At 73.8% G+C, this 24,175-nt stretch carries 26 protein-coding genes; 12 read left to right on the top strand and 14 right to left on the bottom strand.

Annotated features, from left to right (window positions below):
- Positions 1 to 437: 437 nt before the first annotated feature.
- On the bottom strand, positions 438 to 1,274 hold the full coding sequence (locus ACFYML_RS13295) for an undecaprenyl-diphosphate phosphatase (RefSeq protein WP_387420824.1): 837 nt from the start codon (positions 1,272 to 1,274) through the stop codon (positions 438 to 440).
- A complete protein-coding gene (locus ACFYML_RS13300; protein WP_387420825.1) occupies positions 1,271 to 2,323 on the bottom strand; it encodes an LLM class F420-dependent oxidoreductase in 1,053 nt (350 codons plus the stop codon). Before ACFYML_RS13300 ends, ACFYML_RS13295 begins: the two co-directional genes overlap by 4 nt.
- A gap of 170 nt (positions 2,324 to 2,493) precedes the next feature.
- Here ACFYML_RS13300 and ACFYML_RS13305 point away from each other — a divergent pair, with 170 nt between their 5' ends.
- A complete protein-coding gene (locus ACFYML_RS13305) occupies positions 2,494 to 3,465 on the top strand; it encodes an aldo/keto reductase (RefSeq protein ID WP_387420826.1) in 972 nt (323 codons plus the stop codon).
- Between the two features lie 91 nt (positions 3,466 to 3,556).
- A complete protein-coding gene (locus tag ACFYML_RS13310; protein WP_073838148.1) occupies positions 3,557 to 3,748 on the top strand; it encodes a DUF5703 family protein in 192 nt (63 codons plus the stop codon).
- 74 nt (positions 3,749 to 3,822) lie between these two features.
- Here ACFYML_RS13310 and ACFYML_RS13315 read toward each other — a convergent pair whose 3' ends face one another.
- Positions 3,823 to 4,476, bottom strand: a complete 654-nt coding sequence (locus tag ACFYML_RS13315) for a hypothetical protein (RefSeq protein ID WP_387420827.1) — start codon at positions 4,474 to 4,476, stop codon at positions 3,823 to 3,825.
- A 60-nt stretch (positions 4,477 to 4,536) separates the two neighbouring features.
- A complete protein-coding gene (locus tag ACFYML_RS13320; RefSeq protein WP_387420828.1) occupies positions 4,537 to 5,865 on the bottom strand; it encodes a M20/M25/M40 family metallo-hydrolase in 1,329 nt (442 codons plus the stop codon).
- Positions 5,866 to 6,013: 148 nt separating this feature from the next.
- Between ACFYML_RS13320 and ACFYML_RS13325 the strand changes: the two genes are divergently transcribed.
- The 3 genes from ACFYML_RS13325 (at position 6,014) to ACFYML_RS13335 (ending at position 7,978) form a co-directional block, all read left to right on the top strand.
- Complete coding sequence (locus ACFYML_RS13325) at positions 6,014 to 6,631, top strand: hemerythrin domain-containing protein (protein WP_387420829.1); 618 nt, start codon at positions 6,014 to 6,016, stop codon at positions 6,629 to 6,631.
- Positions 6,632 to 6,732: 101 nt separating this feature from the next.
- On the top strand, positions 6,733 to 7,719 hold the full coding sequence (locus ACFYML_RS13330) for a LysR family transcriptional regulator (protein WP_387420830.1): 987 nt from the start codon (positions 6,733 to 6,735) through the stop codon (positions 7,717 to 7,719).
- 19 nt (positions 7,720 to 7,738) lie between these two features.
- Positions 7,739 to 7,978 carry a hypothetical protein gene (locus ACFYML_RS13335; RefSeq protein WP_387420831.1) on the top strand — a complete coding sequence of 80 codons (240 nt, stop codon included), beginning with the start codon at positions 7,739 to 7,741 and terminating at the stop codon, positions 7,976 to 7,978.
- A 48-nt stretch (positions 7,979 to 8,026) separates the two neighbouring features.
- Here ACFYML_RS13335 and ACFYML_RS13340 read toward each other — a convergent pair whose 3' ends face one another.
- From ACFYML_RS13340 to ACFYML_RS13350, 3 genes are read right to left on the bottom strand one after another with little or no spacing between them, the layout of a single operon-like run.
- Positions 8,027 to 8,377: a DUF3140 domain-containing protein gene (locus tag ACFYML_RS13340; RefSeq protein WP_387420832.1), complete on the bottom strand. Its 351-nt coding sequence runs from the start codon at positions 8,375 to 8,377 to the stop codon at positions 8,027 to 8,029.
- Entirely contained in the window at positions 8,377 to 8,565 is a 189-nt protein-coding gene (locus ACFYML_RS13345; protein ID WP_357442568.1) for a hypothetical protein, read from the bottom strand. Before ACFYML_RS13345 ends, ACFYML_RS13340 begins: the two co-directional genes overlap by 1 nt.
- The gene (locus ACFYML_RS13350; RefSeq protein WP_387420833.1) at positions 8,562 to 11,108 is read right to left on the bottom strand and encodes an ATP-dependent Clp protease ATP-binding subunit; all 2,547 of its coding nucleotides are present in this window, start codon (positions 11,106 to 11,108) and stop codon (positions 8,562 to 8,564) included. Before ACFYML_RS13350 ends, ACFYML_RS13345 begins: the two co-directional genes overlap by 4 nt.
- Before the next feature lie 116 nt (positions 11,109 to 11,224).
- Here ACFYML_RS13350 and ACFYML_RS13355 point away from each other — a divergent pair, with 116 nt between their 5' ends.
- The 4 genes from ACFYML_RS13355 to ACFYML_RS13370 all read left to right on the top strand — a co-directional run bounded on the left by ACFYML_RS13355 (position 11,225) and on the right by ACFYML_RS13370 (position 15,655).
- Positions 11,225 to 11,629, top strand: coding sequence for a hypothetical protein (locus ACFYML_RS13355; protein WP_387420834.1), 405 nt, complete (start codon positions 11,225 to 11,227; stop codon positions 11,627 to 11,629).
- Between the two features lie 200 nt (positions 11,630 to 11,829).
- Positions 11,830 to 12,090: a hypothetical protein gene (locus ACFYML_RS13360; RefSeq protein ID WP_387420835.1), complete on the top strand. Its 261-nt coding sequence runs from the start codon at positions 11,830 to 11,832 to the stop codon at positions 12,088 to 12,090.
- A gap of 9 nt (positions 12,091 to 12,099) precedes the next feature.
- Positions 12,100 to 12,990 carry a hypothetical protein gene (locus ACFYML_RS13365; RefSeq protein ID WP_387420836.1) on the top strand — a complete coding sequence of 297 codons (891 nt, stop codon included), beginning with the start codon at positions 12,100 to 12,102 and terminating at the stop codon, positions 12,988 to 12,990.
- Positions 12,983 to 15,655: an FtsK/SpoIIIE domain-containing protein gene (locus tag ACFYML_RS13370; RefSeq protein ID WP_387420837.1), complete on the top strand. Its 2,673-nt coding sequence runs from the start codon at positions 12,983 to 12,985 to the stop codon at positions 15,653 to 15,655. Before ACFYML_RS13365 ends, ACFYML_RS13370 begins: the two co-directional genes overlap by 8 nt.
- A 118-nt stretch (positions 15,656 to 15,773) precedes the next feature.
- On the opposite strand, the gene ACFYML_RS13375 is transcribed toward ACFYML_RS13370, so the two are convergent.
- Positions 15,774 to 16,910, bottom strand: a complete 1,137-nt coding sequence (locus ACFYML_RS13375) for an RNA-guided endonuclease InsQ/TnpB family protein (RefSeq protein WP_387420839.1) — start codon at positions 16,908 to 16,910, stop codon at positions 15,774 to 15,776.
- A 98-nt stretch (positions 16,911 to 17,008) separates the two neighbouring features.
- On the opposite strand from ACFYML_RS13375, the gene ACFYML_RS13380 reads away from it, so the two are divergent.
- Positions 17,009 to 17,677, top strand: a complete 669-nt coding sequence (locus ACFYML_RS13380) for a hypothetical protein (protein ID WP_387420841.1) — start codon at positions 17,009 to 17,011, stop codon at positions 17,675 to 17,677.
- Positions 17,678 to 17,801: 124 nt separating this feature from the next.
- Here ACFYML_RS13380 and ACFYML_RS13385 read toward each other — a convergent pair whose 3' ends face one another.
- On the bottom strand, positions 17,802 to 19,127 hold the full coding sequence (locus ACFYML_RS13385) for a cupin domain-containing protein (RefSeq protein WP_387420843.1): 1,326 nt from the start codon (positions 19,125 to 19,127) through the stop codon (positions 17,802 to 17,804).
- A 9-nt stretch (positions 19,128 to 19,136) separates the two neighbouring features.
- Entirely contained in the window at positions 19,137 to 19,424 is a 288-nt protein-coding gene (locus tag ACFYML_RS13390; RefSeq protein WP_357442384.1) for a hypothetical protein, read from the bottom strand.
- A gap of 228 nt (positions 19,425 to 19,652) precedes the next feature.
- Between ACFYML_RS13390 and ACFYML_RS13395 the strand changes: the two genes are divergently transcribed.
- Both ACFYML_RS13395 and ACFYML_RS13400 read left to right on the top strand, forming a co-directional pair.
- Positions 19,653 to 20,396, top strand: a complete 744-nt coding sequence (locus ACFYML_RS13395; protein ID WP_387420844.1) for a PIG-L deacetylase family protein — start codon at positions 19,653 to 19,655, stop codon at positions 20,394 to 20,396.
- A gap of 9 nt (positions 20,397 to 20,405) precedes the next feature.
- A complete protein-coding gene (locus ACFYML_RS13400; protein WP_387420845.1) occupies positions 20,406 to 21,176 on the top strand; it encodes a DUF72 domain-containing protein in 771 nt (256 codons plus the stop codon).
- A gap of 51 nt (positions 21,177 to 21,227) precedes the next feature.
- Here the strand turns inward: ACFYML_RS13400 and ACFYML_RS13405 are convergent, their stop codons facing one another.
- From ACFYML_RS13405 to ACFYML_RS13420, 4 genes are all read right to left on the bottom strand, one after another.
- Positions 21,228 to 21,656 carry a DUF2267 domain-containing protein gene (locus ACFYML_RS13405; protein ID WP_357442378.1) on the bottom strand — a complete coding sequence of 143 codons (429 nt, stop codon included), beginning with the start codon at positions 21,654 to 21,656 and terminating at the stop codon, positions 21,228 to 21,230.
- Positions 21,657 to 21,951: 295 nt separating this feature from the next.
- Positions 21,952 to 22,824: a DUF72 domain-containing protein gene (locus ACFYML_RS13410; RefSeq protein ID WP_387420846.1), complete on the bottom strand. Its 873-nt coding sequence runs from the start codon at positions 22,822 to 22,824 to the stop codon at positions 21,952 to 21,954.
- Positions 22,825 to 22,871: 47 nt separating this feature from the next.
- On the bottom strand, positions 22,872 to 23,270 hold the full coding sequence (locus ACFYML_RS13415) for a TraR/DksA C4-type zinc finger protein (RefSeq protein WP_357442374.1): 399 nt from the start codon (positions 23,268 to 23,270) through the stop codon (positions 22,872 to 22,874).
- Between the two features lie 257 nt (positions 23,271 to 23,527).
- Positions 23,528 to 24,157: a uridine kinase gene (locus ACFYML_RS13420; RefSeq protein ID WP_387420847.1), complete on the bottom strand. Its 630-nt coding sequence runs from the start codon at positions 24,155 to 24,157 to the stop codon at positions 23,528 to 23,530.
- Positions 24,158 to 24,175 lie beyond the last annotated feature (18 nt).

The raw sequence follows: 24,175 nt of genomic DNA on the forward strand, positions 1-24,175 counted from the left end.
CGCCCAGTGGGAACAGCAGGCCGCCGACCTCGTCGCCCAGCACTGGAACAGCTGACCCAAACAGCCGAGCACCACAGCTGACAACCGAACAAGCAACAACACCGCCGGCCGGCACCCCAACACGGGTGCCGGCCAGCAGCGTCTTCCGAATCCTGGACAGCCGCCGTCACCGCTGACCGGAAACCGTCCAAGATCCTGAAGCGCTCACCGCTGGCGAAAAAGCGCCCGACGGCCAACCCGGCAGCAGGTCGTACCAGAAAGGAAGACCGCAACGCACGGGCGGGCAGGGCACACGACGGGGCTGGGGGCGACCGTGCCCGGCGCAGGGATCAAGCCTGACCGCCCGGAGCCGGTCACCCTCGCCCCCAGCCCACAACCGCAACCACCTCACAAGAGCAACCAGCCCCGAAAAGCGAGAGCCAGCCGAGGAAGAGGGGCTACGTGGCCTGGATCGTCCCGGTGAGGAGCAGGCAAAGAACGAGGGTGCCGAGCGCCACCCGGTACAGCACGAAGAGGTACAGGGTGTGGTGGGCGACGTAGCGCAGCAGCCAGGCGATGGCCGCGTAGCCGATGGCGAAGGCGATCACCGTGGCGACCACCATCTGGGCCACGCTGGGTGCCGCAGTGCCCGGTTCGGCGGGCTCGAAGACGTCGCCGAGGCTGAACACGCCGGACAGCACCACGGCGGGGATGGCGAGGAGGAACGAGTACCGGGCTGCCGTCTCCCGGGTGAGATTCAGCAGCAGGCCGAAGGTGAGCGTGCCGCCGGACCGGGAGACGCCTGGGATGAGCGCCATCGCCTGGGCGAAGCCCATGACGATGCCGTCGCGCATCCGGAAGTTCTCCAGCGTGCGGGTCTGCCGCCCCCAGTACTCGGCGAAGGCCAGCACCAGCGCGAAGAAGATCAGCGTGAAGGAGATCAGGTACAGGTTCCGGGCCGTGTCGCGGATCGCGTCCTTGAACAGCAGGCCGAAGACGCCGATCGGGATGGTGCCGACGATGACGTACCAGCCCATCCGGTAGTCGAGGCTGGACCGGACCGAGCGGTCCCACATGCCGATCACCCAGGTACGGACGATCCGCCAGATGTCCTTGAAGAAGTAGATGAGCACCGCCGCCTCGGTGCCCAACTGGGTCACCGCGGTGAACGACGCGCCGGCGTCCCGGCCGAAGAAGATCGCGGAGGTGATCCGCAAATGCCCGGAGGACGAGACGGGCAGGAATTCCGTGAGCCCCTGGACGATGCCCAGGACGATGGCCTCGACCCAGGTCACTCGCCGACTCCGGACAGCTCGAGGGCCTCGGCGACGGTGCGCAGGGTCTGCACGCCGCTTTCCCGGTCACCGACGAAGAGGGTCACCGACAGGGTGGTGACGCCGGCCTCCGCGTACTCCCGCATCCGCTCGGCGATGCGCTCCTTCGGACCGAGCAGCGAGGTGCGGTCGATGAACTCGGTCGGCACCGCGGCGGCCGCGTCGCGCTGCCGCTTGGCGAGGTAGAGGTCCTGCACCTCGCGGGCCGCGTCGCCGTAGCCCATTCGGATGGCGAGTTGGTTGTAGAAGTTCTGCTCCCGACTGCCCATACCGCCGACATAGAGGGCGGCGTACCAGCGGACCAGCTCGGCGCAGGAGGCGACGTCGTCGCCGACCACCACCGGGACGGACGGCACCACGTCGAAGCCGGTCAGCTCCTCGCCGATCTTGGCCCGGCCGGCGCGGACCGCGGCGAGCTGCTCCTCGGCGAACTCGGGCGCGTAGAAGATGGCGAGCCAGCCGTCCGCGATCTCGCCGGCCAGCTCCAGGTTCTTCGGGCCGACGGCGGCCAGGTAGATCGGGATGTGCTCGCGCGGTGGGTGGAAACCCAACCGGAGCGCCTTGCCCGAGCCGTCCGGCAGCGGCAGCGTGTAGTGCTCGCCGTCGTACGCGACCTCCTTGCGGGCGATCGCCAGCTTGACGATGTCGACGTACTCCCGGGTGCGGGCCAGGGGCTTGGCGAAGCGGACGCCGTGCCAGCCCTCGGAGACCTGCGGGCCGGAGACGCCCAGGCCGAGCCGGAACCGGCCGCCGGAGAGCGTGTCGATGGTGGCGGCGGTCATCGCGGTCATCGCCGGGGTGCGGGCGGGGATCTGCATCACCGCGCTGCCCACGTCGATCCGCTCGGTCTGGCCGGCGATCCACGCCAGCATGCTCGGCGAGTCGGAGCCGTACGCCTCCGCCGCCCACACCACCGAGTAGCCGAGCCGGTCGGCCTCCTGAGCCAGGGCCAGATGATCGGCCGGCGTGCTCCACGCCGTCTGGTATCCGAGGCTGAGCCCGAGTCGCACTGGTCCTCCCACCGTCCGCACCACAGGTCGCATCAGGTTACGCAATGCCGGTGGCCGAGCCGGTCACCGGCTCACCCCCGACCGCGTCACAGCTCGCCGGGCTGGGTGGAGCAGGAACTTGACTCCGGGCGAGGATATCCGTGACGCGAGGTTCGAAATAAGGTTCACCCATGCAACAGCGACCGCTCGGCCGAAGCGGGCTGGCGGTTTCGCGGCTCGCGCTCGGCACCATGACCTGGGGACGGGACACCGACGCCGACGACGCGGCCGCCCAGCTGAAGAGCTACCTCGACGCGGGCGGCAACCTCGTCGACACCGCCGACGTGTACGCCGACGGCGACGCCGAGTCGGTGATCGGCTCGCTGCTGGGCAGCCTGGTCGATCGGGACGAGCTGCTCATCGCCACCAAGGCGGGGCTGCGGCCGGGCAGCGGCCGCCGGCGGGACAACTCCCGCGGGCACCTGCTGCGGACCCTGGAGGCGTCGCTGCGCCGGCTCGGCACCGACCACGTCGACCTGTGGCAGGTGCACGGATACGACCCGGACACCCCGCTGGAGGAGACCCTCGCCGCCCTGGACCACGCCGTGTCCAGCGGCAAGGCCCGGTACGTGGGGGTGTCGAACTTCTCCGGCTGGCAGACCGCCCGGGCCGCCGCCTGGCAGGCCGCCTGGCCGGGGCGCGCCCCGGTGGTCGCCGCGCAGGTGGAGTATTCGCTGCTGGAGCGGGGTGTGGAGCGCGAGGTGCTGCCCGCCTGCGCGGCGCTGGGGCTGGGCGTGCTGCCCTGGTCGCCGCTGGGCCGCGGGGTGCTCACCGGCAAGTACCGGCACGGCCGTCCGGCCGATTCCCGGGCCGCGTCGCCGCACTTCGAGCGCTTCGTCGCCACCTACCTGGAGCCGCGCTGCTCCAGCATCGTGGAGGCGGTCGCCACGGCGGCCGGGGGGCTGGGCGTGTCGCCGCTGGAGGTGGCGCTGGCCTGGATCCGGGACCGGCCGGGGGTCACCGCGCCGATCCTCGGCGCCCGCACCGTGGGGCAGCTCCTCGGCGCGCTGCAGGTGGAGCGGATGACCCTGCCGGAGGAGATCGTCACCGCGCTCGACGACGTCTCGGCGGTGCCGGTGGGCTACCCGGAACGGGACGGCTGAGGCCCGCCGCGCGGATGCCGGCCGACCGGCGGCGATCCGGGTCACCGCCCGGGGGTGGCGGTGGACCACCGGGCTGGGCAGCATAGAGGGCATGGACTACGAATACGCGCCGCTGCGGTTGCCTGCGAATGTCGACCGGTTGACCGCCGCGGCGCAGCTGGCGATCCAGGCGGAGTTCTCCGGATGGGAGCTGGCCCGGGTGCGGCTGTACCGGGACGGGACGCGGCAGGTGATGCTGCGCCGCCGCCGGGTCAACCAGCCGCAGCCGGGCCTGTCGTACTGAGGACGGCCGGATCGGGCCGACGCGGTACGCCCCGGGGCCCGGACCGGATGGTCGGGCCCCGGGGGCGGCGTGGCCTAGTGGGCGTGGTCGTGTTCCTCGTCGAGCTCCAGGAACGGGTGCTCGTCGAGGCGGCCCACGAGACGGTCGTCGGCGGCCGGCTGGAACGGGCCGAGCGGGTCGTCGTCGTCGAACGACTCCAGGTCGACCGGGCTGCTGACCTCGCTGACCATGACCAGGCCGTCGAGCGGCTCCAACTCGGGGACGTCCAGCGCGCTGAGCGAGCCGTCACCGCTCTGCAGCAGCTCCAGCACGGCCTCGCCGACCCCCTCGACCGGGGCCGGCTCGTCCTCCTCGGGGGTGCCCTCGCGGCGGGCCGCCTCGGCCGCCCGGATCAGGGCGGACACGCTCGGCACCCGGTAGTCGCGGCGCTGCCGGACCGAGATGACGCGCGGGTGCGGGTCGGTGGCCTCGACCCCCTCGACGCCGCCGAAGCGCTCGTCGGCCTCGTTCGGGTCGATCGACTCCACGTCCCACGGGGTCACCTCGCCGAACGCGTCGAGCAACTGCTCGTCGTAGGCGAACGAGGCATTGTTCAGAGCGACGTACGCCTGCCAGACGTTGTCGTCGTCGATCCGGCCGTGGGCGGCGCGGACGGCGGCCAGGTGGGCACGCGCCGCGTCGATCACCCGCTCCAGGGCGGCGTCCAGCTCACCGTGCTGGTCGGTCATGTGTGGCAGTCCCTTCGGATGGGGGGAGATTCCGCGCCGACGGTGACGTGACGGACACGGCTAGCAGCTGCGGAGAAACCGGTCGAGAACCCGCACGCCGAACTGTAGCCCGTCCACCGGAACCCGCTCGTCGATGCCATGGAACAGCCCGGAGAAATTGAGGTCGGCGGGCAGCCGCAGCGGCGCGAATCCGAAGCAGCGGATGCCGAGCTGCGAGAACGCCTTGGCGTCGGTGCCCCCGGAGAGCATGTACGGCACCGGGCGGGCGCCCGGGTCCTCGGCGCGCAGCGCGGCGGACATGGCCTCGACCAGGTCGCCGTCGAAGGTGGTCTCCAGGGCTGGCTGACGCTGGATGTACTCGATGGCGATGTCCGGGCCGATCAGCTCGCGCAGCTGCCGCTCCAGCAGCTCCGACTGGCCGGGCAGGCTGCGGCAGTCGATGGTGGCGGTGGCCCGGCCGGGGATGACGTTGTCCTTGTAGCCGGCGGCCAGCCGGGTCGGGTTGGCGGTGTTGCGGATGGTGGCGCCGATGATGTTGGCGATCGGGCCGAGCTTGGCGATCGCGGTCTCCGGGTCCTCCGGGTCGATCTCGATGCCGAGCACGTCGGAGACCTCTTCGAGGAACGCCCGCACGGTGTCGGTGACGACCACCGGGAAGCGGTGGCGGCCGACCCGGGCGACCGCCTCGGCGAGCGCGGTGACCGCGTTGTCGTCGTGCACCATCGAGCCGTGGCCGGGGCGGCCCTTGGCGTGCAGGCGCAGCCAGTCGATGCCCTTCTCGGCGGTCTCGATGAGATAGAGCCGGCGCTGCTCGTCGACCGAGTAGGAGAAGCCGCCGACCTCGCCGATCGCCTCGGTGCAGCCGTCGAAGAGGTGGCGGTGCCGCTGGGCGAGGAAGTGCGCGCCGTAGTCGCTGCCGGCCTCCTCGTCGGCGGTGAAGGCGAGCACGATGTCCCGCGACGGGCGCACCCCGGCGCGCTGCCAGCCGCGGACCACGGCGAGCACCATGGCGTCGAAGTCCTTCATGTCGATCGCGCCGCGGCCCCACAGGTAGCCGTCGCGGAGCTCGCCGGAGAAGGGATGCACCGACCACTCGTCGGGGTCGGCGGGCACCACGTCGAGGTGGCCGTGCACCAGCAGCGCGTCCCGGCCCGGGTCGGTGCCGGGAATCCGGGCGACCAGGTTGGCCCGGCCCGGCGCGGACTCGTGCAGCTCCGCGTCGACGCCGACCTCGGCGAGCTTCTCGGCGACGTACTCCGCGGCGCGGCGTTCCCCGACGCTGGTGTCGTTGTCGCCGGTGTTGGTGGTGTCGATGCGCAGCAGGTCGCGGCAGAGGTCCACGACCTCGTCGGAGGGGTCGGGTCGGGCGGAGGCGGGGTCGCTCGTCATCGCTTCTTCATACCAGCCGGTCCCGACGCCCGGTCCGCCCCGCCCGGCGGGCGGTTTCACGGATCGCGGGTACGGGTATCGCCGGTGGCGTTCCCGCACCGCTGACCCGGGCCGGCGGCGCCGCCGGCCATCAGTCGAGGAGGGCACCGTGACCGTCCCCCTGCCGCCGCTGCCGCCCGCCGCGGACGACGTGTACCGGCCAGGTGGCCGGAGCCTGATCGACCTCGTGGCGCGGGAGCACGCCGCGCTGCTCGGCCTGGCCGGGCGGGTCACCGACCCGGACCTGCCCGCCGAGCGTCGGCGCGAGGTGCTCGACGTGCTCACCGCCGTCGTGTCCCGGCACCTGTCCGCCGAGGAGCAGTACCTCTTCCCCGCCGCCCGGGCCGTCGTGCCGGCCGGCGCCGAACTGCTGGACCGGGAGATCGAGGCGGACGCCGGGCTGCTCACCGCCCTGCGGGAACTGTCCGGGCCGGACGACCCGGCGCTGGCCGAGGTGGTCGACCGGGTACGCCGGCACGTCGACCGGGTCGCCGCGCTGGTGGCGCCGCTGCGCGAGGTGGCCACCGACGCCGAGCTGATCCGGCTGGGCAACCGGTGGGAGATCGCCGAGGAGGCGGCGCCGACCCGGCCGCACCCGGGCACCCCGGCCACCCCGCCGTGGAACAAGCTCGTCGAGCCGGCGGTGGGGGTCCTGGACAAGGTCCGCGACGCGGTGACCGGCCGGCCTACCCAGCTGTCCGATCTGGAGCGGCCGGGGAAGCACTGAGCCGACCCCGGCCGCCGCGTCGACGGACGGCCGACTGATCGGCGTACACCGATGGCGGACGGGCCCTTCCGCATCCCCGTTCGTGGTCCTACCGTCACCGTATGAATCTGGAGCTGCGACATCTGCGGGTGGTCTGCGCGATCGCGGAGACGGGAAGCGTCACCAAGGCCGCCTCGATGCTCGGCCTGGCCCAGCCGGCGCTGACCGCCCAGCTCCAGCGCATCGAGCGGGCTCTCGGCGGTCCGCTGTTCGACCGGGACCGCCGCGGCGCCCGCCCCACCGCACTGGGCGAACTGGTGCTGGACCGGGCCCGGGTGCTGCTGCCGGCGATGAAGGGCCTGCAGGACGAGGCGGCCAGGCTGGCCGGGGCGGCCGACCCGCTGACCCGGTACCGGTTCGGCGGGGTGAACAGCCCGATCCTCGGCCGGCTGGTGCACCGGCTCGCCGCCGAGCGGCCCGACGTGCAGATCAGCACGTACGCGTCCTGGTCGGTGGACGAGCTGGCCCAACTGGTCGCCGGCGGCCGGCTCGACTTCGCGCTGACCGGGGTGTGCGGGGACGCCGCCCCGTCGGCGGAGTTCGGGCTGAGCTGGCGGGAGGTCGCCGTCGACCCGATCTTCGTGCTGCTGCCGCAGACCCATCCGATGGCCGGCCGGGACGAGGTGCGCCTGGTCGACCTGCGGCACGAGCAGTGGGTCGCGGCGCCCGGGGAGGGCTGCTTCGGCGACTGCTTCGCCGCCGCCTGCGCCCGCGCCGGCTTCACCCCCCGCAAGCTGTACGAGGCGGACGTGCGCGGCTGCCTGGACCTGGTCGACGCCGGCGCGGCGGTGGGCCTCTGCCAGGCCACCTTCCGGCCCGTCGCCGGCCTGGTGACCCGCCGGCTGGCCGGTACGCCGCTGCGCTGGCGGCTGCTGCTGGGCTGGCACCCGGACGCGCCGACCGCCCGGGTCGCCGAGACGGTGCTCGAGACGGCCGTGGCGGCGTACACCGACGCGCTGGCCCCGCACCCGGACTACCTGGCCTGGTTGCTGGGTCGTCCCGACTTCGGTGCGCAGGTGGCGGCGGCCGGCGGGGTGCGAACCGCCTGAGCGCGGGTATCAGGGCGACATGACTGATCTGTACCCTGCCGCCGACCAGCGGGAGTTGCTGCGCCAGGCGGCCGCCGCGCACACCGCCGCCTCCACCGACCTGGAGGCGTTCCTGCGCCGGTTGCCGGAGGTGCCCGACCCGGCGGACATCACCGAGTACGCCAACCTGCTCAGCCGGGAGGAACGCGCCCGCGCGGAGCGGCAGGCCGCCGCCGACACGGCCGGCCTGGAGCTACCCAGCATGGAATCGTCCGAGTAGCGCACGGCACGGCACCCGGGACTCCCCGGGTGCCGTCGGCCGGTCCGGTCAGCGTTCGACCAGGACGTCGTGCCCGAGGTCGAGCAGCGAGTACCGCCACTCGTTGTCGACGTTGCCGCCGCTCGGCCGGGCGTCGATGAGGTCCTGGATGCGGTCGACCGCCTCCTGCATCACCTCGAGGTCCTCCCGGGTGAGGTCCACCTTGCGCTTGCTCAGCACCCGCAGGATGTGCCGGCCCGGCTCGGGCAGGTCCATGTTCGGGGCGGGGCCGAACGACTCCTCCCCCGAGCCACGGGTCAGCAGCCACTGGCGCAACTGCTCGGAGGGGACGTTCACCAGGGCGTGGAAGTCGTCCCAGAGCACGTCGACCTCGGTATCCACGCGCTGTTCGCGTACCATCACGCCTCCTCTTCCGGCGGCGGCCCGGACGGCGTCCGGTCGCCCTCGTCGGTCTGCTTCTTCACACCCTCCGGCGGCACCTTGACCCGCGACGGGTTCGCCGTCGGCGGGCTCACGATCGGTTCGCGCCGCTCGGTTTCCTCCCGGCTCTCCTCCGGCTCGGTCATCTCGTCCCGTTTCCGGTTCATCGTGGGTGCGAGGTGCTGGCGGCGACGTAGTCGCGGTCCCCGCTGCCGACCTCGATGGACAGCTGCCCGTCCCGCGCGTCGACGACGACCTTCTGGCCGGGCGAGACCTGGTGCTCCAGCAGCATCCGGGAGAGCCGGTTGTCGACCTCCCGCTGGATCACCCGGCGCAGCGGGCGGGCCCCGAACTCCGGCTGGTAGCCGTGCTCGGCCAGCCAGTCGATGCCGGCCGCGGTGAACTCGACCTGGATGTCCTGGGCGTGCAGCCGACGCTTGGTCTCCTCCAGCATCAGCTCGGTGATCTGCCGCAGCTGCTCGGCCTCCAGCCGCTGGAAGATGATCACCTCGTCGATCCGGTTGAGGAACTCGGGCCGGAAGTTCTCCTGCAGCCGGCGCATCAGCCGCTCCCGCAGCTCGCTGGCCTCCTGCTCCCGGCCGGGCTCGCCGACGCCGAAGCCCACCGTGCGCTGGGTGCCGGTGATCATCTCCGACCCGAGGTTGCTGGTCATGATCAGGACGGTGTTCTTGAAGTTCACCGTGCGGCCCTGGCTGTCGGTGAGCCGGCCGTCGTCGAGCACCTGGAGCAGGATGTTGAACACGTCCGGGTGCGCCTTCTCGATCTCGTCGAGCAGCACCACCGCGTACGGGCGGCGGCGCACCGCCTCGGTGAGCTGGCCGGCCTCCTCGTAGCCGACGTAGCCGGGCGGGGCGCCGACCAGCCGGCTGACCGTGTGCCGCTCCTGGAACTCGCTCATGTCCACCCGGGCCATCCGGTCCGCCTCGCCGAAGAGCGCCTCGGCCAGGGCCCGGGCGAGTTCGGTCTTGCCGACGCCGGTCGGGCCGAGGAAGAGGAAGCTGCCCATCGGCCGGTCCGGGTCCGCCAGCCCGGCACGCGAGCGGCGCACCGCCTCGGCCACCGCGCTGACCGCGTCGTCCTGCCCGACGACCTTCTCGTGCAGGTACCCCTCCAGCCGCAGCAGCCGGTCGCGTTCCTCCTCGGTGAGCTGGTTGATCGGGATGCCGGTGGCTCGGGAGACCACCTCGGCGATCTCGGTCGGCCCGACCGTCGGCACTTCGGGGCTCTCCCCATCGCCTTTCGCACGGCGGACCTGTTCCTCCAGCTCGGACACCCGGTCACGCAACTGGGAGGCCCGCTCGTACTGCTCGCCGGCGACCGCCTGCTCCTTGTTGCGGCGCACCTCGTCGAGCTGCCGCTCCAGCTCGCGCACGTCCTCGGCGGGGGTACGGGTACGCAGCCGCACCCGCGCGCCGGCCTGGTCGATCAGGTCGATCGCCTTGTCCGGCAGGAAGCGGTCGGTGATGTAGCGGTCGGAGAGCTCGGCGGCGGCAACCAGCGCCTCGTCGGTGAAGCGGACCTGGTGGTGCGCCTCGTAGCGGTCCCGCAGGCCGCGCAGGATGGTGACGGTGTCCTCGACGCTCGGCTCGGGCACGAAGACCGGCTGGAACCGGCGGGCCAGCGCGGCGTCCTTCTCGATGCTGCGCCGGAACTCGTCCAGCGTGGTCGCGCCGATCACCCGCAGCTCGCCGCGGGCGAGGGCGGGCTTGAGCATGTTCGAGGCGTCCATGCCGCCCTCGCTGCCAGCGCCACCCGCGCCGACCAGGGTGTGGATCTCGTCCAGGAAGATGATCAGCTCGTCCTTGTGCGCCCGGATCTCGTCGATCACCTTCTTCAGCCGTTCCTCGAAGTCGCCCCGGTAGCGGGTGCCGGCCACCAGGCCGGCGAGGTCGAGCTGGATGACCCGCTTGCCGATCAGGGTCTGCGGCACGTCGCCGTCGCAGATCCGCTCGGCCAGCCCCTCCACGATCGCGGTCTTGCCGACGCCGGCCTCGCCGATCAGCACCGGGTTGTTCTTGGTCCGCCGGGACAGGATCTCCACGGCCTGCTCGATCTCGTCGGCCCGGCCGATGACCGGGTCGATCTGGTCGTTGCGGGCCAGCTCCGTGAGGTCCTGCCCGTACTGGTCGAGGGTGGGGGTGCCGCGGTCCGGGCGGGGGGTGCCGCCGCGTTCCGCGCTGGCCGCCTGGAGCGACTCCGGCTGGATCCGGCCCGCGGCCAGCATCCGGCCGGCAGGGGACTCCGGGTTCAACGGCAGGGCCATCAGGATGTGTTCGGGGCCGATGTAGTTGGCACCCATCGCCCGGGAGAGCTGGTGGGCGTCGAGCAACGCCCGCTTGGCCGCCGGGGTGAGCGACAGGTTCGGCGGCACCTCGCCGCGCGGCGCCCCGTCACCGCGCCCGCCAAGGGCGTTGACCAGGGCGTCCGGGTCGGCGCCGGCGCGGCGCACCAGATCGCGCAGCGGCTCCCGCTGCAGCGCCGCCCAGAGCAGATGGTCGGTGTCCAGGTCGTTGCTGTGCTTCTGCGCCGCGCGCCGGGCCGCGTCGGCCAGCATCTCCCGCGCGTCGGCGGTCATCAGCCGGGTGATGTCGACCCGGTGCGCCGGCCGGCGTCCCCCCTCGCCGCGACCGAAGTACCGGGCCAGGAACTCGTCCCACGGGTCGGAGCCGAAGTCACCGGGTCCCATCATCTCTGTCCTCCGCTCCTCAGACGCGGCGCGCCCCGCCGGGCGACTGGCGCGGCACGGTCGGCGGTGGCTACCCGGCGGTCGGCGCGACAAACGCCTCCGGATGGCAGGCTGGGGGCATGGCGGACAGGGCGCTGCTGATCGTCGACGGCGCGAACGTGGTGGGCTCGCGGCCGGACGGCTGGTGGCGGGACCGGGCCGGGGCGGCGGCGCGGCTGCGCGACGCGCTCGCGCCGCTGGCCGACCGGGGCGTACCACCGGAGCTGCCGCCACCGGTGGACGTGGTGCTGGTGGTGGAGGGCGCGGCGCGGAACGTGCCGGCCGCGCCGGGGGTGGCCGTGGTCGCCGCACCCGGATCCGGCGACGACACCATGGTCGAGCTGGTCGCCGCGGCACCGGACCGACGCCGGGTGGTGGTCACCGCCGACCGGGAGCTGCGGGCCCGGGTGGGTGCGCTGGGCGCCGAGGTGCACGGGCCACGCTGGCTGCCGCCGGACGTCCAGCGCCGCGGGCCCGTGCGGTGACCGGGGTACGCCCGGCGGGGTGACTCGTGCACGGGACCAGGCGGTTCGCCGGCGGGACCGGGGTCGTCCGGGCGAAAGGGCTTCCGTGCACGTCAGGGGATTGATCGGACAGCCGGGCAGGAACACCGCGAGGGCGGATGTTCGCCCATCCGGCGGGATGGGTTGTAATGGATATCTCCCTTGCCCCCAGGAGGTCCCCCGTGGCGAGCGTCGCCGAGCTGAAGTCAGCCATCGATGTCGCCCTCCAGCAGATAGGTGACGGGCAGACAGCCGTGCAGGCGGCCGGCGAGAAGCTGGCCGAGGCGCAGCAGACCCTGGCCGGCGCCCTGGAGGGCAGCGGCCACGAGACGGTGGAGGCGGCCCAGGCGTCGCTGACGCAGGCCAGCCAGGAGCTGGAGGAGTGCCTCGCCGCCACCCTGGTCGCGGTCGAGCAGGCGCAGCTCTACGTCGCCACCCTGTAGGGGCGGGACGTGTCCATCATCGAGGACGTCGGCGGGCAGGTGCGCGCCGCCGCCGAGGAGCTGCCGCTGGCCCAGCTCGCCGTGGCGCTGGAGAAGTTCGGCCAGGCCACTGAGCGGCTGCGCTGGGTGCGGCAGGAATCGGCGAGCCCGCTGGGGGTGCCGGAGCTGTCCGCCGCGACCGAGCACGCCGAGACCGCCGGGTACGCGCTGCGGGTGGCCCAGGAGCAGCTGTCCGCGTACCTGGCCGCGATCGGGCTGGCCGCCGACGGCGCGCCCGCCCCGGCCGGCGAGCAGCGCCGGCCGAAGCACGACGCACCGCGGGGTGAGGCGCCGCCGGCGGCCCCGGACGCCGCGGCCGAGCCGGGCGAGCAGCCGGCGATGCGGCGCTGGTGGTCGGTGCGGGTGGCGGAGCTGACCGGCGGTCGGGAGGGCGCCCCGGACGAGCCGGACGCACGGGTCGGCGACTCCCGCGAGCTGCTGCGCCGGGTGGTGACCGGGGTCCGCTCCGGCGACCGGGCCCGGCTGCACGCGGAGCTGCGCCGGGCACACGCCGACGTCGGGCTGGGGCTGGCCGCGATCGCCCCGCCACTGCTGCGCGAGCTGGCCGGGGAACTGCTCGGCCACCCGCCCCGCGCCGACGACCTGGCCCGGCTGCGCCGGGAGCTGGACGGGCGGGTCCGCGACCTGCTGCCCGGGCTGCCGCCGCCGGTGCTGGACACCCTGCTGACCCGGGTCTGTCGGATGCCCCCGCCCCGCCGTTCCGGCGAGCAGGAACAACCGCACGCCGCGGATCCGGCGGTCACCGCCGGGGTGGTCACCGGGGTGCTGCTGGACCTGCTCGGCCGCGACCTACCCAACGACGCCGACGAGCGGGAACCCGGACGGGGTACGCATGGCTGACGTCCGCGCCCAGGTGGTGTCGCGGGTCCGGGGGCTGCTCTCCGAGGCACTCGGGGCCACCCGGCACCGGCTGGCCGCCGCCGACGCCGACCTGGCGGCCCACCGGGACCGGCTGGTCCGCGTGCGGCGCGCCGCGGCGGACGTACCGGAGCGGGTGGGCGCCGCCCGCGACCGCCGGCTCGCCGAGATAGACGCCCGGCACACCACCCGGATCGCCGAGCTGGCCCGGCGGGCCGCCGCCGCGGCCGAGCGGGAGGCGCCGGGCGCGGCGTCCGCGCCGTGGGACCGGTGGCGACCCACCCCCGCCGACCGCGCGGAGACCCCCGGTGCGGTACGCGTCGGCACGGTGCGCATCCCCGGCGCGGAGCCGCTGCCGGCGCTGGTGCCGCTGCTGGACGCCGGTCACGTGCACCTCGCCGGCAGCGACCGGGAGGGCATCGCCGCGGTGGTGCCGGCCCTGCTGCTGCGCTCCCTGGGGCGCGCCGACCCGGGCAGCGTCCGGCTCGTCGGGTACGACCCGGAGCACCTGGGCGGCGGGCTCGCCGGGTTCGCCCCGCTCGGCACCGCCGGCCTGCTCACCTTCGTCGGCCCCGGCGGGCTGGGTCGGCTGCTGGACGACCTGGTGGAGCAGATCCGCCGGATCAACGAGACCGTGCTGGCCGGGGAGTACGCGTCGCTGCGCGAGCTGGCCGCGACCACCGGCCGCCGGCCGGAGCCGTGGCGGGTGGCGGTGCTGCTCGGCGGCGACGAACTGTCCCGGCACGAGCGCGGCCAGCTCGACCGGGTGGTGCGGACCGGGGCGGCCTGCGGGGTGCACCTGGTGGTCCGCGGCATCGAACTGCCCGACGACCCCACGGTCACCCGGGTCGTGGTGGAGCCGGACGACGCCCGGATCGGCGGACTGCCGGTGGCGCTCGACCCCCCGCCCCCGCCCGGGCTGGTCACCGAGACGTGCCGGGAGACAGCCTCCCGGGTCAACGCCGGGCCGCCGCCGGCGCCCTTCACCGACCTGCTGCCCCCGCCCGAGGACTACTGGCGGGCGGACTCGGCGCACGGCCTGACCGCGCCGATCGGCGAGGGCCCGCACGGCCGGCCGGTGCAGCTCAGCCTCGGCGACTACCCGCCGCACGCGCTGATCGGCGGCCCCTCCGGCACCGGGAAGACCAACCTGATCTTCGCCTGGATCGGCGCGCTCGCCGCCCGCTACTCCCCCGCCGAGCTGGAGTTCTATCTGCTCGACTTCAAGGAGGGGGTGTCCTTCGCGCGGTTCGCCCAGGGCCGCCGGGACCCGAGCTGGCTGCCACACATGCGGCTGGTCGGGATCAACGTGAACACCGACCGGGAGTTCGGCCTGGCGCTGCTGCGCTTCCTCGCCGAGGAGCTGCGCCGCCGGGCGGACGCGGCGAAGAAACACGAGGTCACCAAGCTGGCCGAGCTGCGCGCCGTGGACCCGACCGGGCACTGGCCGCGGATCGTCGCCGTGGTGGACGAGTTCCAGGCGCTGCTGGCCGGCCGGGACGTGGTCGCGCGGGAAGCCGCCGACCTGCTGGAGGACCTGGCCCGGCGCGGGCGGTCGCAGGGCATCCACCTGGTGCTCGCCTCGCAGGACGTCCGGGGCATCGAGGCGCTGTGGGGGCGACCCGCCCTGGTCGCCCAGTTCACCCTGCGGATCGCACTGCCGAAGGCGCTGCGCATCCTGGCCGAGCGCAACGACGCGGCGCAGTCGCTGCCCCGGCACCACGCGGTGGTGAACGCCGAGTCGGGGCTGGCCGAGGGGAACCAGGTGGCCCGTATCCCGTCGGCCGGCGACTGGGAGACGTGGAGCGAACTGCAGCACCGGCTGTGGCGGATGCGCCCGCAGGACGCCTCCCCGGCCCGGCTCTTCGACGGCGACGCGATCCCGAAGCTGGCCGAGGCGCCGGACTTCCGGGCGCTGACCGGCCCGGAGCAGGGGGTGCCACGCAGCCCGGTCGCGCTGCTCGGGGAGATCATCGACGTGCAGGCCCGCTCGGCGGCGCTGCGGCTGCCCCGGGCGCCCGGGCGCAACCTGGCCGTGCTCGGCACCCGGGTGGACGAGGCGTGCGCGGTGCTGGACGCCGCCGCCCGCTCGCTGGCCCGGCAGCACCGCCCCGGCACGGCCCGGTTCTCCATCGCCTGCCTCGACCCGGACGCCGACCCGGCCGCCCGCGCCCTCTACGAGGACCTCGCCGACGACGCCGCCTGGTACGACGAGGAGACCGTCCCCGAGCTGATGGCCGAGGTGGGCGACTCGCTCGGCGCCCCGGGCACCCCGAACAGCCCGCACTATCTGCTGCTCTACGCGGTCGACGCGGCCGCCGGACAGCTCGCCGGCAAGGCTGGCCGGCGGACGGGGCTGGAGCAGCTGCGCCGGATCCTGCACGACGGCCCGGAACGGCGTACGCACGTGCTGGCCTGGTGGCGCGGGGTGGCCCGGATGCGGGCCGACCTGGGCGGGCCGGCGGCGCGTACCGACCAGATCGGGGCCTGGGTGGCGCTCGACGTGCAGGGCGCGGAGCTGGGCTCCTCGCTCTACCCGGGCACCGGCGGGCCGGACTGGTACCCCCGCCCGTGGCGAGGGCTCTACTTCGACCGGGCGGTGCACCGCACCGGCCAGGTGATCATCCCTTATGGTCCGTCGCGTTGACATCCTCCCGGCTATGGGCCGGGATTCTCACGGTCGCCCGTGAGGTTTCCTGTTTCATCGCCGACTGCCTTTCCGGGAGGATCTTCCCTTGGGGTCTTACATCAGCTCCGCAGGCGTTTTACCTCTCCGCCAGCCCGGCGGCGAGGATGTTCTTAGCAGCGTTGATGTCCCGATCGTGCTCAACCCCGCAACCCGGGCACGTCCACGAGCGGACGTTGAGGGCGAGGGTGGTGTTGATCCGCCCGCACCCGGAGCAGGTCTTGGACGAGGGCAACCACCGGTCGACGGGGATCACCTCACGCCCGTACCAGTCGGCTTTGTACTCCAGCATGCTGCGGAACTGACCCCAGGCCGCGTCGGAGATGACACGAGCGAGGCGGCGGTTGCGGAGCATGTTGCGCACGCTGAGGTCTTCGATCGCGACCGTTTGAGTCTCACGGACGAGTCGAGTGGTCAGCTTGTGCAGATGGTCCCGACGCCGGTCCGCGATACGGGCGTGGATGCGGGCCACCTTCATTCGGGCCTTGGCCCGGTTGTTGGAGCCCTTCTGTTTGCGGGCCAGGTTCCGCTGCGCCTTGGCAAGCTTCCGCCGGTCGGCCTGTCCGTACCGCGGGTTGGCCACCTTGCCGTGCTCGTCGCTGATTCCGGGGATCGGGTGGGACAGGGTGAGCAGGCTGGTGATGCCCGCGTCCACACCGACCTCGCCCGCGACCGGCAGAAGGGGCTTCACCGCGGGGTCCTCCACCAGCAGGGACACGAACCAGCGGCCGGCGGCGTCCCGGGACACCGTGACTGTCGAGGGTTCCGCCCCTTCGGGCAGGGGTCGCGACCAGACGATGTTCAGCGGGGTGTTCATCTTGGCCAGAGTGAGCCGGCCGTCACGCCAGCGGAACGCGGAGCGGGTGTATTCGGCCGACGCCCGCGACTTGCGCTTGGACTTGAACCTCGGATACCGGGACCGCTTGTCCCAGAACGCTACGAATCCGGCCTGCAGATGCCGCAGCGTCTGCTGCAACGGCACCGACGACACCTCGTTCAGGAACGCCAGGTCATCGGTGCGTTTCCACTCGGTCAGCCACCCCGACGACTCAACGTACGTGGTGCGCTGGCGGTCGACCGCCCACGCCCGGGTGCGGGCTTCCAACGCCCGGTTGTACACCAGACGCACACACCCGAACGTCCGGGACAACTGTCCAGCCTGTTCAGGGGACGGGTAGAAGCGGTACTTGTAAGCCCGCTTCACCACATCACCCACGACTCACAATTTACCGTCCACCTAAGACAATCATCCGAAGGGAGGAAGCGGCGTTTCCTCCCGGCCTTTAACGGCCGGGCTTCCACGCTGCAGTTCTGATGAACGAACCGGTCGCCAGTGAGACGTACGCCGCCCAGATCCGTCGGCTCGCCGAGCTGACCGCCCGGGTGGCCGCCCAGCGCGCCGAGGCGCACACCTGGTACGCGCAGCAGTGCGCCACCGCCGACCGGGCGGTGGCGGAGGCCACCGAGCAGGTCCGCCGGGCCGAGGCGGAGGTGGCGGAGGCGCGGGAGCTGGTGGAGCGGGTCGACGCCGAGGCCGCCCACCTGTGGGGGCAGCTGCGCGCCCGGATGGGCAGCGGCGGGCGGCGACTGGGCGAGCTGCCCGGGCCGGCCCGGGACGCGACCGGCGATCCGGTGCTGCTGCTGCACGGGGTACGCGAGGTGCTGGACCGGACCCGTCAGCCGGGCGAGCTGCCCGGCTCGGCTAACTCGCTGCTGGTGGGCTGCGGGGTCGGCGGCGCGCTGGTCGCGTACGCGTTGGGGATGGGCGCGCGGGCGCTGGGCGAGGGCTCCAGCGGGGACCTGGCGGTCGGCCTGCCGGTGCTGGCGCTGGTGGTCACGCTGCTCGGGCCGCTGGTGGGGTTGGCCCCGGCCCGGCTGCTGGCCGACCGCCGGCACGCCGTGCTGACCCCGCGTGCCATCACCCTGGTGGCCGCCGCGGGCCTGGTCACCACCGTCCTCCTCCTCGCCCTAGCCCCCCGCTGACCGCGATCACCCGCGGCTTGCCGGCGCCAGGCTCCGTCCGGTTGATCATGAGGTTGGCGGCGAGCGGCACCCGGCCGGTCACGCCGCCAACCCCATGATCGACGCGACCTCGAGGCGGGGGCGGTCAGGCGGGGGTTAGGACGGCTTCTTTGAGGAGGCGGCGGGCCAGAACGAGGCGGTCGGCGTCGTCGTCGAGGCCGGGCAGGTCGCCGACCCGGGTGACCTCGCCGGTGAGCAGGGCGCGCAGCGCCGGCTCGCAGCTGCCGGGCAGGGTGATGGCGCGGTCGAACAGGCGCAGCGCGATCCGGCCGTCGCCGCTCGGGTCGAGCCGCCAGCGCAGGCCGTCCCGGACCGCGACGCGGCTGTCCGGGTCCAGTGCGGTCAGCGCGGCGGCCTGGGCCAGGGGCCGGATCGGCGCCGGGCGGGCGGCCGGCCAGGCCCGTGCCCGCAGTCGGTCGGCCACCGCGGCCGGGTCGGCCCGCAGCAGCCAGTCGCGCAGCGCCTCCACGGTCTCGGTCAGCTCCGGCTCCAGCGCGTCCGGGTCGGCCACGTCGACGCCGAAGGGCAGCCCGGCACGCAGCCGGGGATCGTCGGCGGCGAGCGCCAGCAGCTCCTCGACCAGGGCGTACCGGGTCAGCGCCCGGATGCCCACGGTCAGGTGCAGCGAGCTGCGCTCCTGCGCCTGGGCGCTGTGCAACCAGCCCCGGGGCAGGTAGAGCGCGTCGCCGGGGGCGAGCACCACGTCCAGGGCGGCGTGCCCCTCGGCGGTCGCGGCCACCTCGTCGGCCCGCCCGCCCCAGGGCTGCCGCTCCAGCGGGTCGGGCAGCACCGGCGGGTGGATCCGCCAGTGCTTGCGGCCGTCGACCTGCAGCACGAAGACGTCGTGCGTGTCGTAGTGGGTGGCGAAGCCCTGACTGCCGGCCGGGGTCAGGTAGGCGTTCACCTGCACCGGCTGGGCCAACGCGGTGCCCAGCTCGCGGGCGAAGTCGCTCAGCGCCGGCCAGGTCCGGTGCAGGCCCTGCAGGACCAGGGTCGCGCCGTCGGCGTACAGCTGGAGAACCTGCTCGTCGAGGACCTGGTCGCCGATCTCGGCGCCCGCGCCGCCGCCGCCGGTGTAGCGCGCCGCCGGCACCAGCTCGCCGTCCTTGGCGATCCGCAGGAACGGGGTACGCAGACCGCGCCGGCTGAGCAGTTCGTCGGCGTCGGCCGGGCTGAACAGGTCGGTGAAACCGCGCGGGTTGGGCAGCTCGGCGGCCCGGGACAGCAGCGGGCTGCGTCCCCAGTGGTCGGCGGCGAACTTGGCCGGCTCGACCGTGATGCACCGGGCGAGGGGCTCGGCGGCGGAAGGCGGAACCGCCGGGCGGCCGTCGCCGCCCGGCGACGGTTCCCGGTCGTGGCGCGGTGTCAGACGCGCCGAGCTGGATCTGTCGGACGGGTCGAGCTGGGTCATGGCGATCGGTCAGGCGCTGCCGTCGGCGCCGCCGTCGCGCTGGCCGGGGGTCGCGCCACCGTCGGCCGGACCCTCCGCGCCGCCGTCCGCGCCGCCGTCCTGCTTGCCCGGGGTCGCCCCACCGTCGGCCGGACCCTCGGCGCCCTTGTCGGCGCCGCGGTCGGCCCCGCGCTCCGCGCCACGGTCCGCACCGCCGTCCGCGCCACCGTCCCGCTGGCCCGGGGTCGCGCCACCGTCGGCCGGGCCCTCGGCCCCGCCGCCACCGGTGGTCTGCATGTCGTCGTCGTTGAGTGCCATGGGTGCTCCCTCGGGTGTGCCGCCCCGCCGTCGGCCGGGGTTCGTCGTGGAGCGGTGGTACCCCACGCGCGATCTCCTCTAACCACACCGTAGACGCCGGGGCCGGGCGACACGGACGGTTCGCCGGGCCCCGCCGGGCGTCACCCGGGCCGAGAGGCCCGCGCGTGGACGGCGGGCCGGCCCGGTCGGTGCCAGGATGGCGGAGGGAACGCCGGAGTGGAGGTGGCCGTGGGACAGCCGGAGCCGTTGACGCCGCTGGCCGAGGACTGGCAGCGGGCGCTCGCCGTGGTGGCCCACCCCGACGACCTGGAGTTCGGCGCGGCGGCCGCGGTGGCCCGCTGGACCGGGCAGGGCAAGCAGGTCGGCTACTTCCTGCTCACCAGCGGCGAGGCCGGCATCGACGGGATGCCGCCGGACCGCGCCCGGGTGCTCCGGGAGGAGGAGCAGCGCGCGTCGGCGGCGGTGGTCGGGGTGGACACGGTGGAGTTCCTTGGCCTGCCGGACGGGCTGCTGGAATACGGCGTGCCGCTGCGTCGGGAGATCGCCGCGGTGGTCCGCCGGCACCGCCCCGAGATCGTGATCACCAACAACTTCCGGGAGACGTGGGACGGGGCGTACGCGCTGAACCAGGCCGACCACATCGCCTGCGGCCGGGCGGTGCTGGACGGGGTCCGGGACGCCGGCAACCGGTGGATCTTCCCGGAGCAGCTGGTGGACGGCGTCGAGCCGTGGGCCCGGGTACGCGAGGTGTGGGCGGCGGCCTCGCCGCGGGCGCGGCACGGGGTGGACGTGACGGCCACCTTCGACCGGGGCGTGGCCTCGCTGCGGGCACACGGGGCCTACCTGAGCGGACTCGGCGACGGTGGCTTCGACGCGGAGGAGTTCCTCGGGGGGTTGGCCCGCCCGGCCGGCACCCGCCTGGGCGTCCGGTACGGCGCCGCCTTCGAGGTCTTCCGCCTCGATCTCGCCTAGGCCGCGGCGATGATCCTGGTCGGCACCTCCGGTTGGCAGTACCGGGACTGGCGGGAACGCTTCTACCCGGCGAAGCTGCCGCAGCGGCTGTGGCTGGAGCACTTCGCGGCGCGGTTCGCCACCGTGGAGGTCAACAACGCCTTCTACCGGCTGCCCGAGCGGGACACGTTCGTCGCCTGGCGGGACCGGACCGCGGACGACTTCTGCGTGGCGGTGAAGATGAGCCGCTACCTCACCCACATCAAGCGGCTGCGGGAGCCGGGCGAACCGGTGGCCCGCTTCCTCGGCCGGGCCACCGGGCTGGGTGACCGGCTCGGACCGGTGCTGGTGCAGCTCCCACCGAACCTGCGGGCCGACCCGGAGGCGCTGGACGCCACGCTGCGCCTCTTCCCGGCCGAGGTGCGGGTGGCGGTGGAGCTGCGGCACCCCTCCTGGTGGACGGACGACACGCGACGGGCGCTGGAGCGCCGCCGCGCCGCGCTGGTCTGGGCGGACCGGCTCGGCCGCCCGGTCACGCCGCTGTGGCGCACCGCCGACTTCGGCTACCTGCGGCTGCACGAGGGGCGGGCCCGGCCCTGGCCGCGCTACGGCCGGGACGCGCTCGCCTCCTGGGTACGCCGGTTGGCCGGGACGTTCGACGCCGCGGAACCGGCGTACGTCTACTTCAACAAAGACCCCGGCGGCGCGGCGATCGTCGACGCGGTGGCCTTCGCCGGTCTGGCTGGGCGGGCCGGCCGGCCGGTGAGCCGCGTGCCGGCGCCGAGCGACCTCGCGGGCTGACGCGAACGGCCCGCTCCACCGGTGGTGGGGCGGGCCGGTCGGGACCGTCGGTCAGGGAAAGTTCTGCACCAGGTCCTTGGGCATGTTGTCCTTCACGTCTTCCCACTGGCCCGGGGTGATGTGCCGGCTCAGGGCGTCGAGCACCACCTGGACCACGCGCTCGGTGCCGCCCTCGACGTCGTACGGGAAGCGTTGCCGCACCTCGAACAGGAAGTCGTCCCGGTTCAGCTTCACCGGCACGTCCATCGGCTGCCAGCCGTCGAAGTAGATCCCCCGTACCAGCACCGGCAACTGCGCCGCGAACTCCACGCTCTCCTGCACCGGCATCCGGTCGCGCAGCAGGTGCAGCACGGTACGCAGCGCGCAGTAGGACTGGTTGCGTTGCGACTTCGGCCAGCCGTAGGCCTGCTCGATGTCCTTGAGGATCAGGTTGGTCTTCTGGATGGAGGACTCAATCGCGGTACTCAGCTGCTCAGCCATCTGCCCACCCCCGTAGGTCGGTTTCCCACCGTCGGTCGTCGGTGCGTCGCGGCGGCCCGCTGGGCCCCCGCCACTGCCGGGTCGGACTGAACCGACCGGGCCGCTCGCCGCGCCGGGGGCCGGCGGACTTCCCGACCACGTGCAGCACCCCGCCACGGCGTCGATCCGATACCACCCGCACCGTCATGGCCCACCTCCTGTCGGCCTCGCGGCCGCGTACGGACCGCACACACCGCCCACACTGTCCGGGGAGAGGGTGAGCCGGCCTCACCCCGGTCGGGTGAAACCCGGGCTGTCAGTCGACGCCGAGCAGGGCCTGCAACCGCTGGCCGTTGCGCTGGGCGTAGTCCCGGTAGCAGTTGTTCATGAGCACGTGGGTCCGCGTGGCCTCGCCGGCCAGCTCGCGCAACCGGGGCGCCCAGTCGCGCAGCTCCCGGTCGGAGTAGTCGTAGCCGAACTTCTCGTGGATGTCCTTGCTGGTCCACCGCTCGCTGTGGCCGTGGAAGCGGACCACCGCGAGGTCCGCGGTGGCGGCCAGCACCGGCGGTACGGACGACCGGTGCCCCTGCGGCATGTCGACGCAGACGTACGGAAGCTGGTGCTTGCGCAGGAAGCCGAGGGTCTCCTCCCGGTTGTCACCGTCGAACCAGGAGGCGTGCCGGAACTCCACGGCCGGTCGTAGCGGGGCGCACCGCTTCGCCACCTCGAGGAGGTACTGCTTGTTGTCCCGCTTGATGGTGAACCAGGGCGGGAACTGGAACAGCACCACGCCGAGCCGGTCCGCCGCGACCAGCGGGTCGAGCGCGGACAGGAACCGGGTCCACACCTCCTCGTAGGCCTGCGGCGGCAGGTCGTCCGGGTAGAGGTTCTTCTTGTCGGTGTCCGGGCGCAGGTCCTTGTAGAGCGCCCCGACCCGGGTCGGGTGCCCGGTGAGCAGGCTGAACGCCTTGATGTTGAAGGTGAAGCCGGGCGGGGTGCGGTCGACCCACAGCTGCGCCGTCCGCTCGGCCGGCGGCGAGTAGTAGGTGGCGTCCACCTCGACCAGCGGGAACTGCCGGGCGTAGTACGCCAGCCGCTTCTCCGGCGTGTCCGCGGTCTGCGGGTACCAGCCGGAGTCGAGCAGGGTCCGGTCGGTCCACGAGGCGGTGCCCACCTTGATCTCACCCATGGGGCGAGTCCACCGCGTCGGGGACCGACCGGCAACCCGGGTGGCGCTCAGGCCGCCCGCCGCTCCCGGGTCTGCTTGCAGGAGACGCAGGAGGTGGCGGACGGGAAGATCTCCAGCCGCTCCACCGGGATCGGGGCCGAGCAGCCCTCGCAGAAGCCGTAGGTGCCCTCCTCGAGCCGGCTGAGGGCGTGCTCGAACTGGGCGCGCCGGTCCAGGATGCTGCGCAGCAGGGACTGCGCGGTGTCCCGCTCGGCGGTCTTGGTGCCGCTGTCGGCCTGGTCGTCGCCGGCCGTGTCGCCGACCTCGACCAGGCGCAGCACCTGGCTCTGCAGCACGGCCTGCTCGTACTCCGCAGTCAGCTCGTCGTACCGCGACCGCAGGGACTGCCGGATCTGGTCGACCTCCGCCTGCGAACGGCCCGTGGCTGTCGTGTCGTGGACGAGCATGGCTGCCTGCCTTTCCTCGGGGCCTCATACCGGTCCGGGGCGGCGAGCGCCCCGGACGGATCGATGGGGTGCACGGGCGATCTCACCCGTGCTCTGTGAGCCGGGCGATTACCCGCCGCCTCCGAGGATCAAACCGGGGATTTCCGCGGTCTTCCATCGCATTCGTGCGCTGTTGCGCCGCCCGGTCCGTCCCCGGCCGTCCCGGATCCGGCGGGGCCGTCCGCATGCCGCCCGGCTGCCCGGCTCGGCACCGCCGGTCAGCCGGCCTCGACCAGGGCCGGGTGGCGCGGATCGTCGGCGCGGACCACCACGTCGGCGAAGGAGGCCGGGGCGACCTCGTCGGCGTATCGGGCGAAGGCGGGCAGGGTCCAGCGCAGCTCGGGATCGGTCCGCCGGTCCAGCGCGGCCGGCGAGAGCTCCACGTGCACGGTGACGTCGAAGGGCAGCCCACCGCCGAGCAGCAGCGAACCGCTGACCAGCACCACCGCGCCGGCCGGCAGCTCGACGTACGCGGCCCGACTGGCCCGGTCGGTGGCGGTGTCCCAGAGGGACGGGAGCACCCGGCCGGAGCCGTCGGGACCGGCCGGGTCGAGCACCTCGCGGCGCAGCCCCGCCTCGTCGAGCCAGCCCTCGTAGTACGCGTCGGGGTCGGTCCGGCCGTGTTCCAGGCGCAGCGAGGCGGGCCGGAGGAAGTCCGCGGCGCGCACGTGCAGCACCGGCCGCCCGGCCGCGCGCAGCGGGTCGACCAGCGCTCCGGCGAGCGCGTCCGGGTCGGCGGCCGGCGGGCCGTCGACGGCCACCCGCAGCCGCCCGGGTACGGCGGCGCCGGTGAGCCGGTCGGTCAGCTCGGTGACGAGACGCGCTGGCGTGATCGGGCGGATCCGCATCCGACCATCCTGCCGTCC

Source organism: Micromonospora sp. NPDC007230 (assembly GCF_042869115.1).
Taxonomy (GTDB): domain Bacteria; phylum Actinomycetota; class Actinomycetes; order Mycobacteriales; family Micromonosporaceae; genus Micromonospora.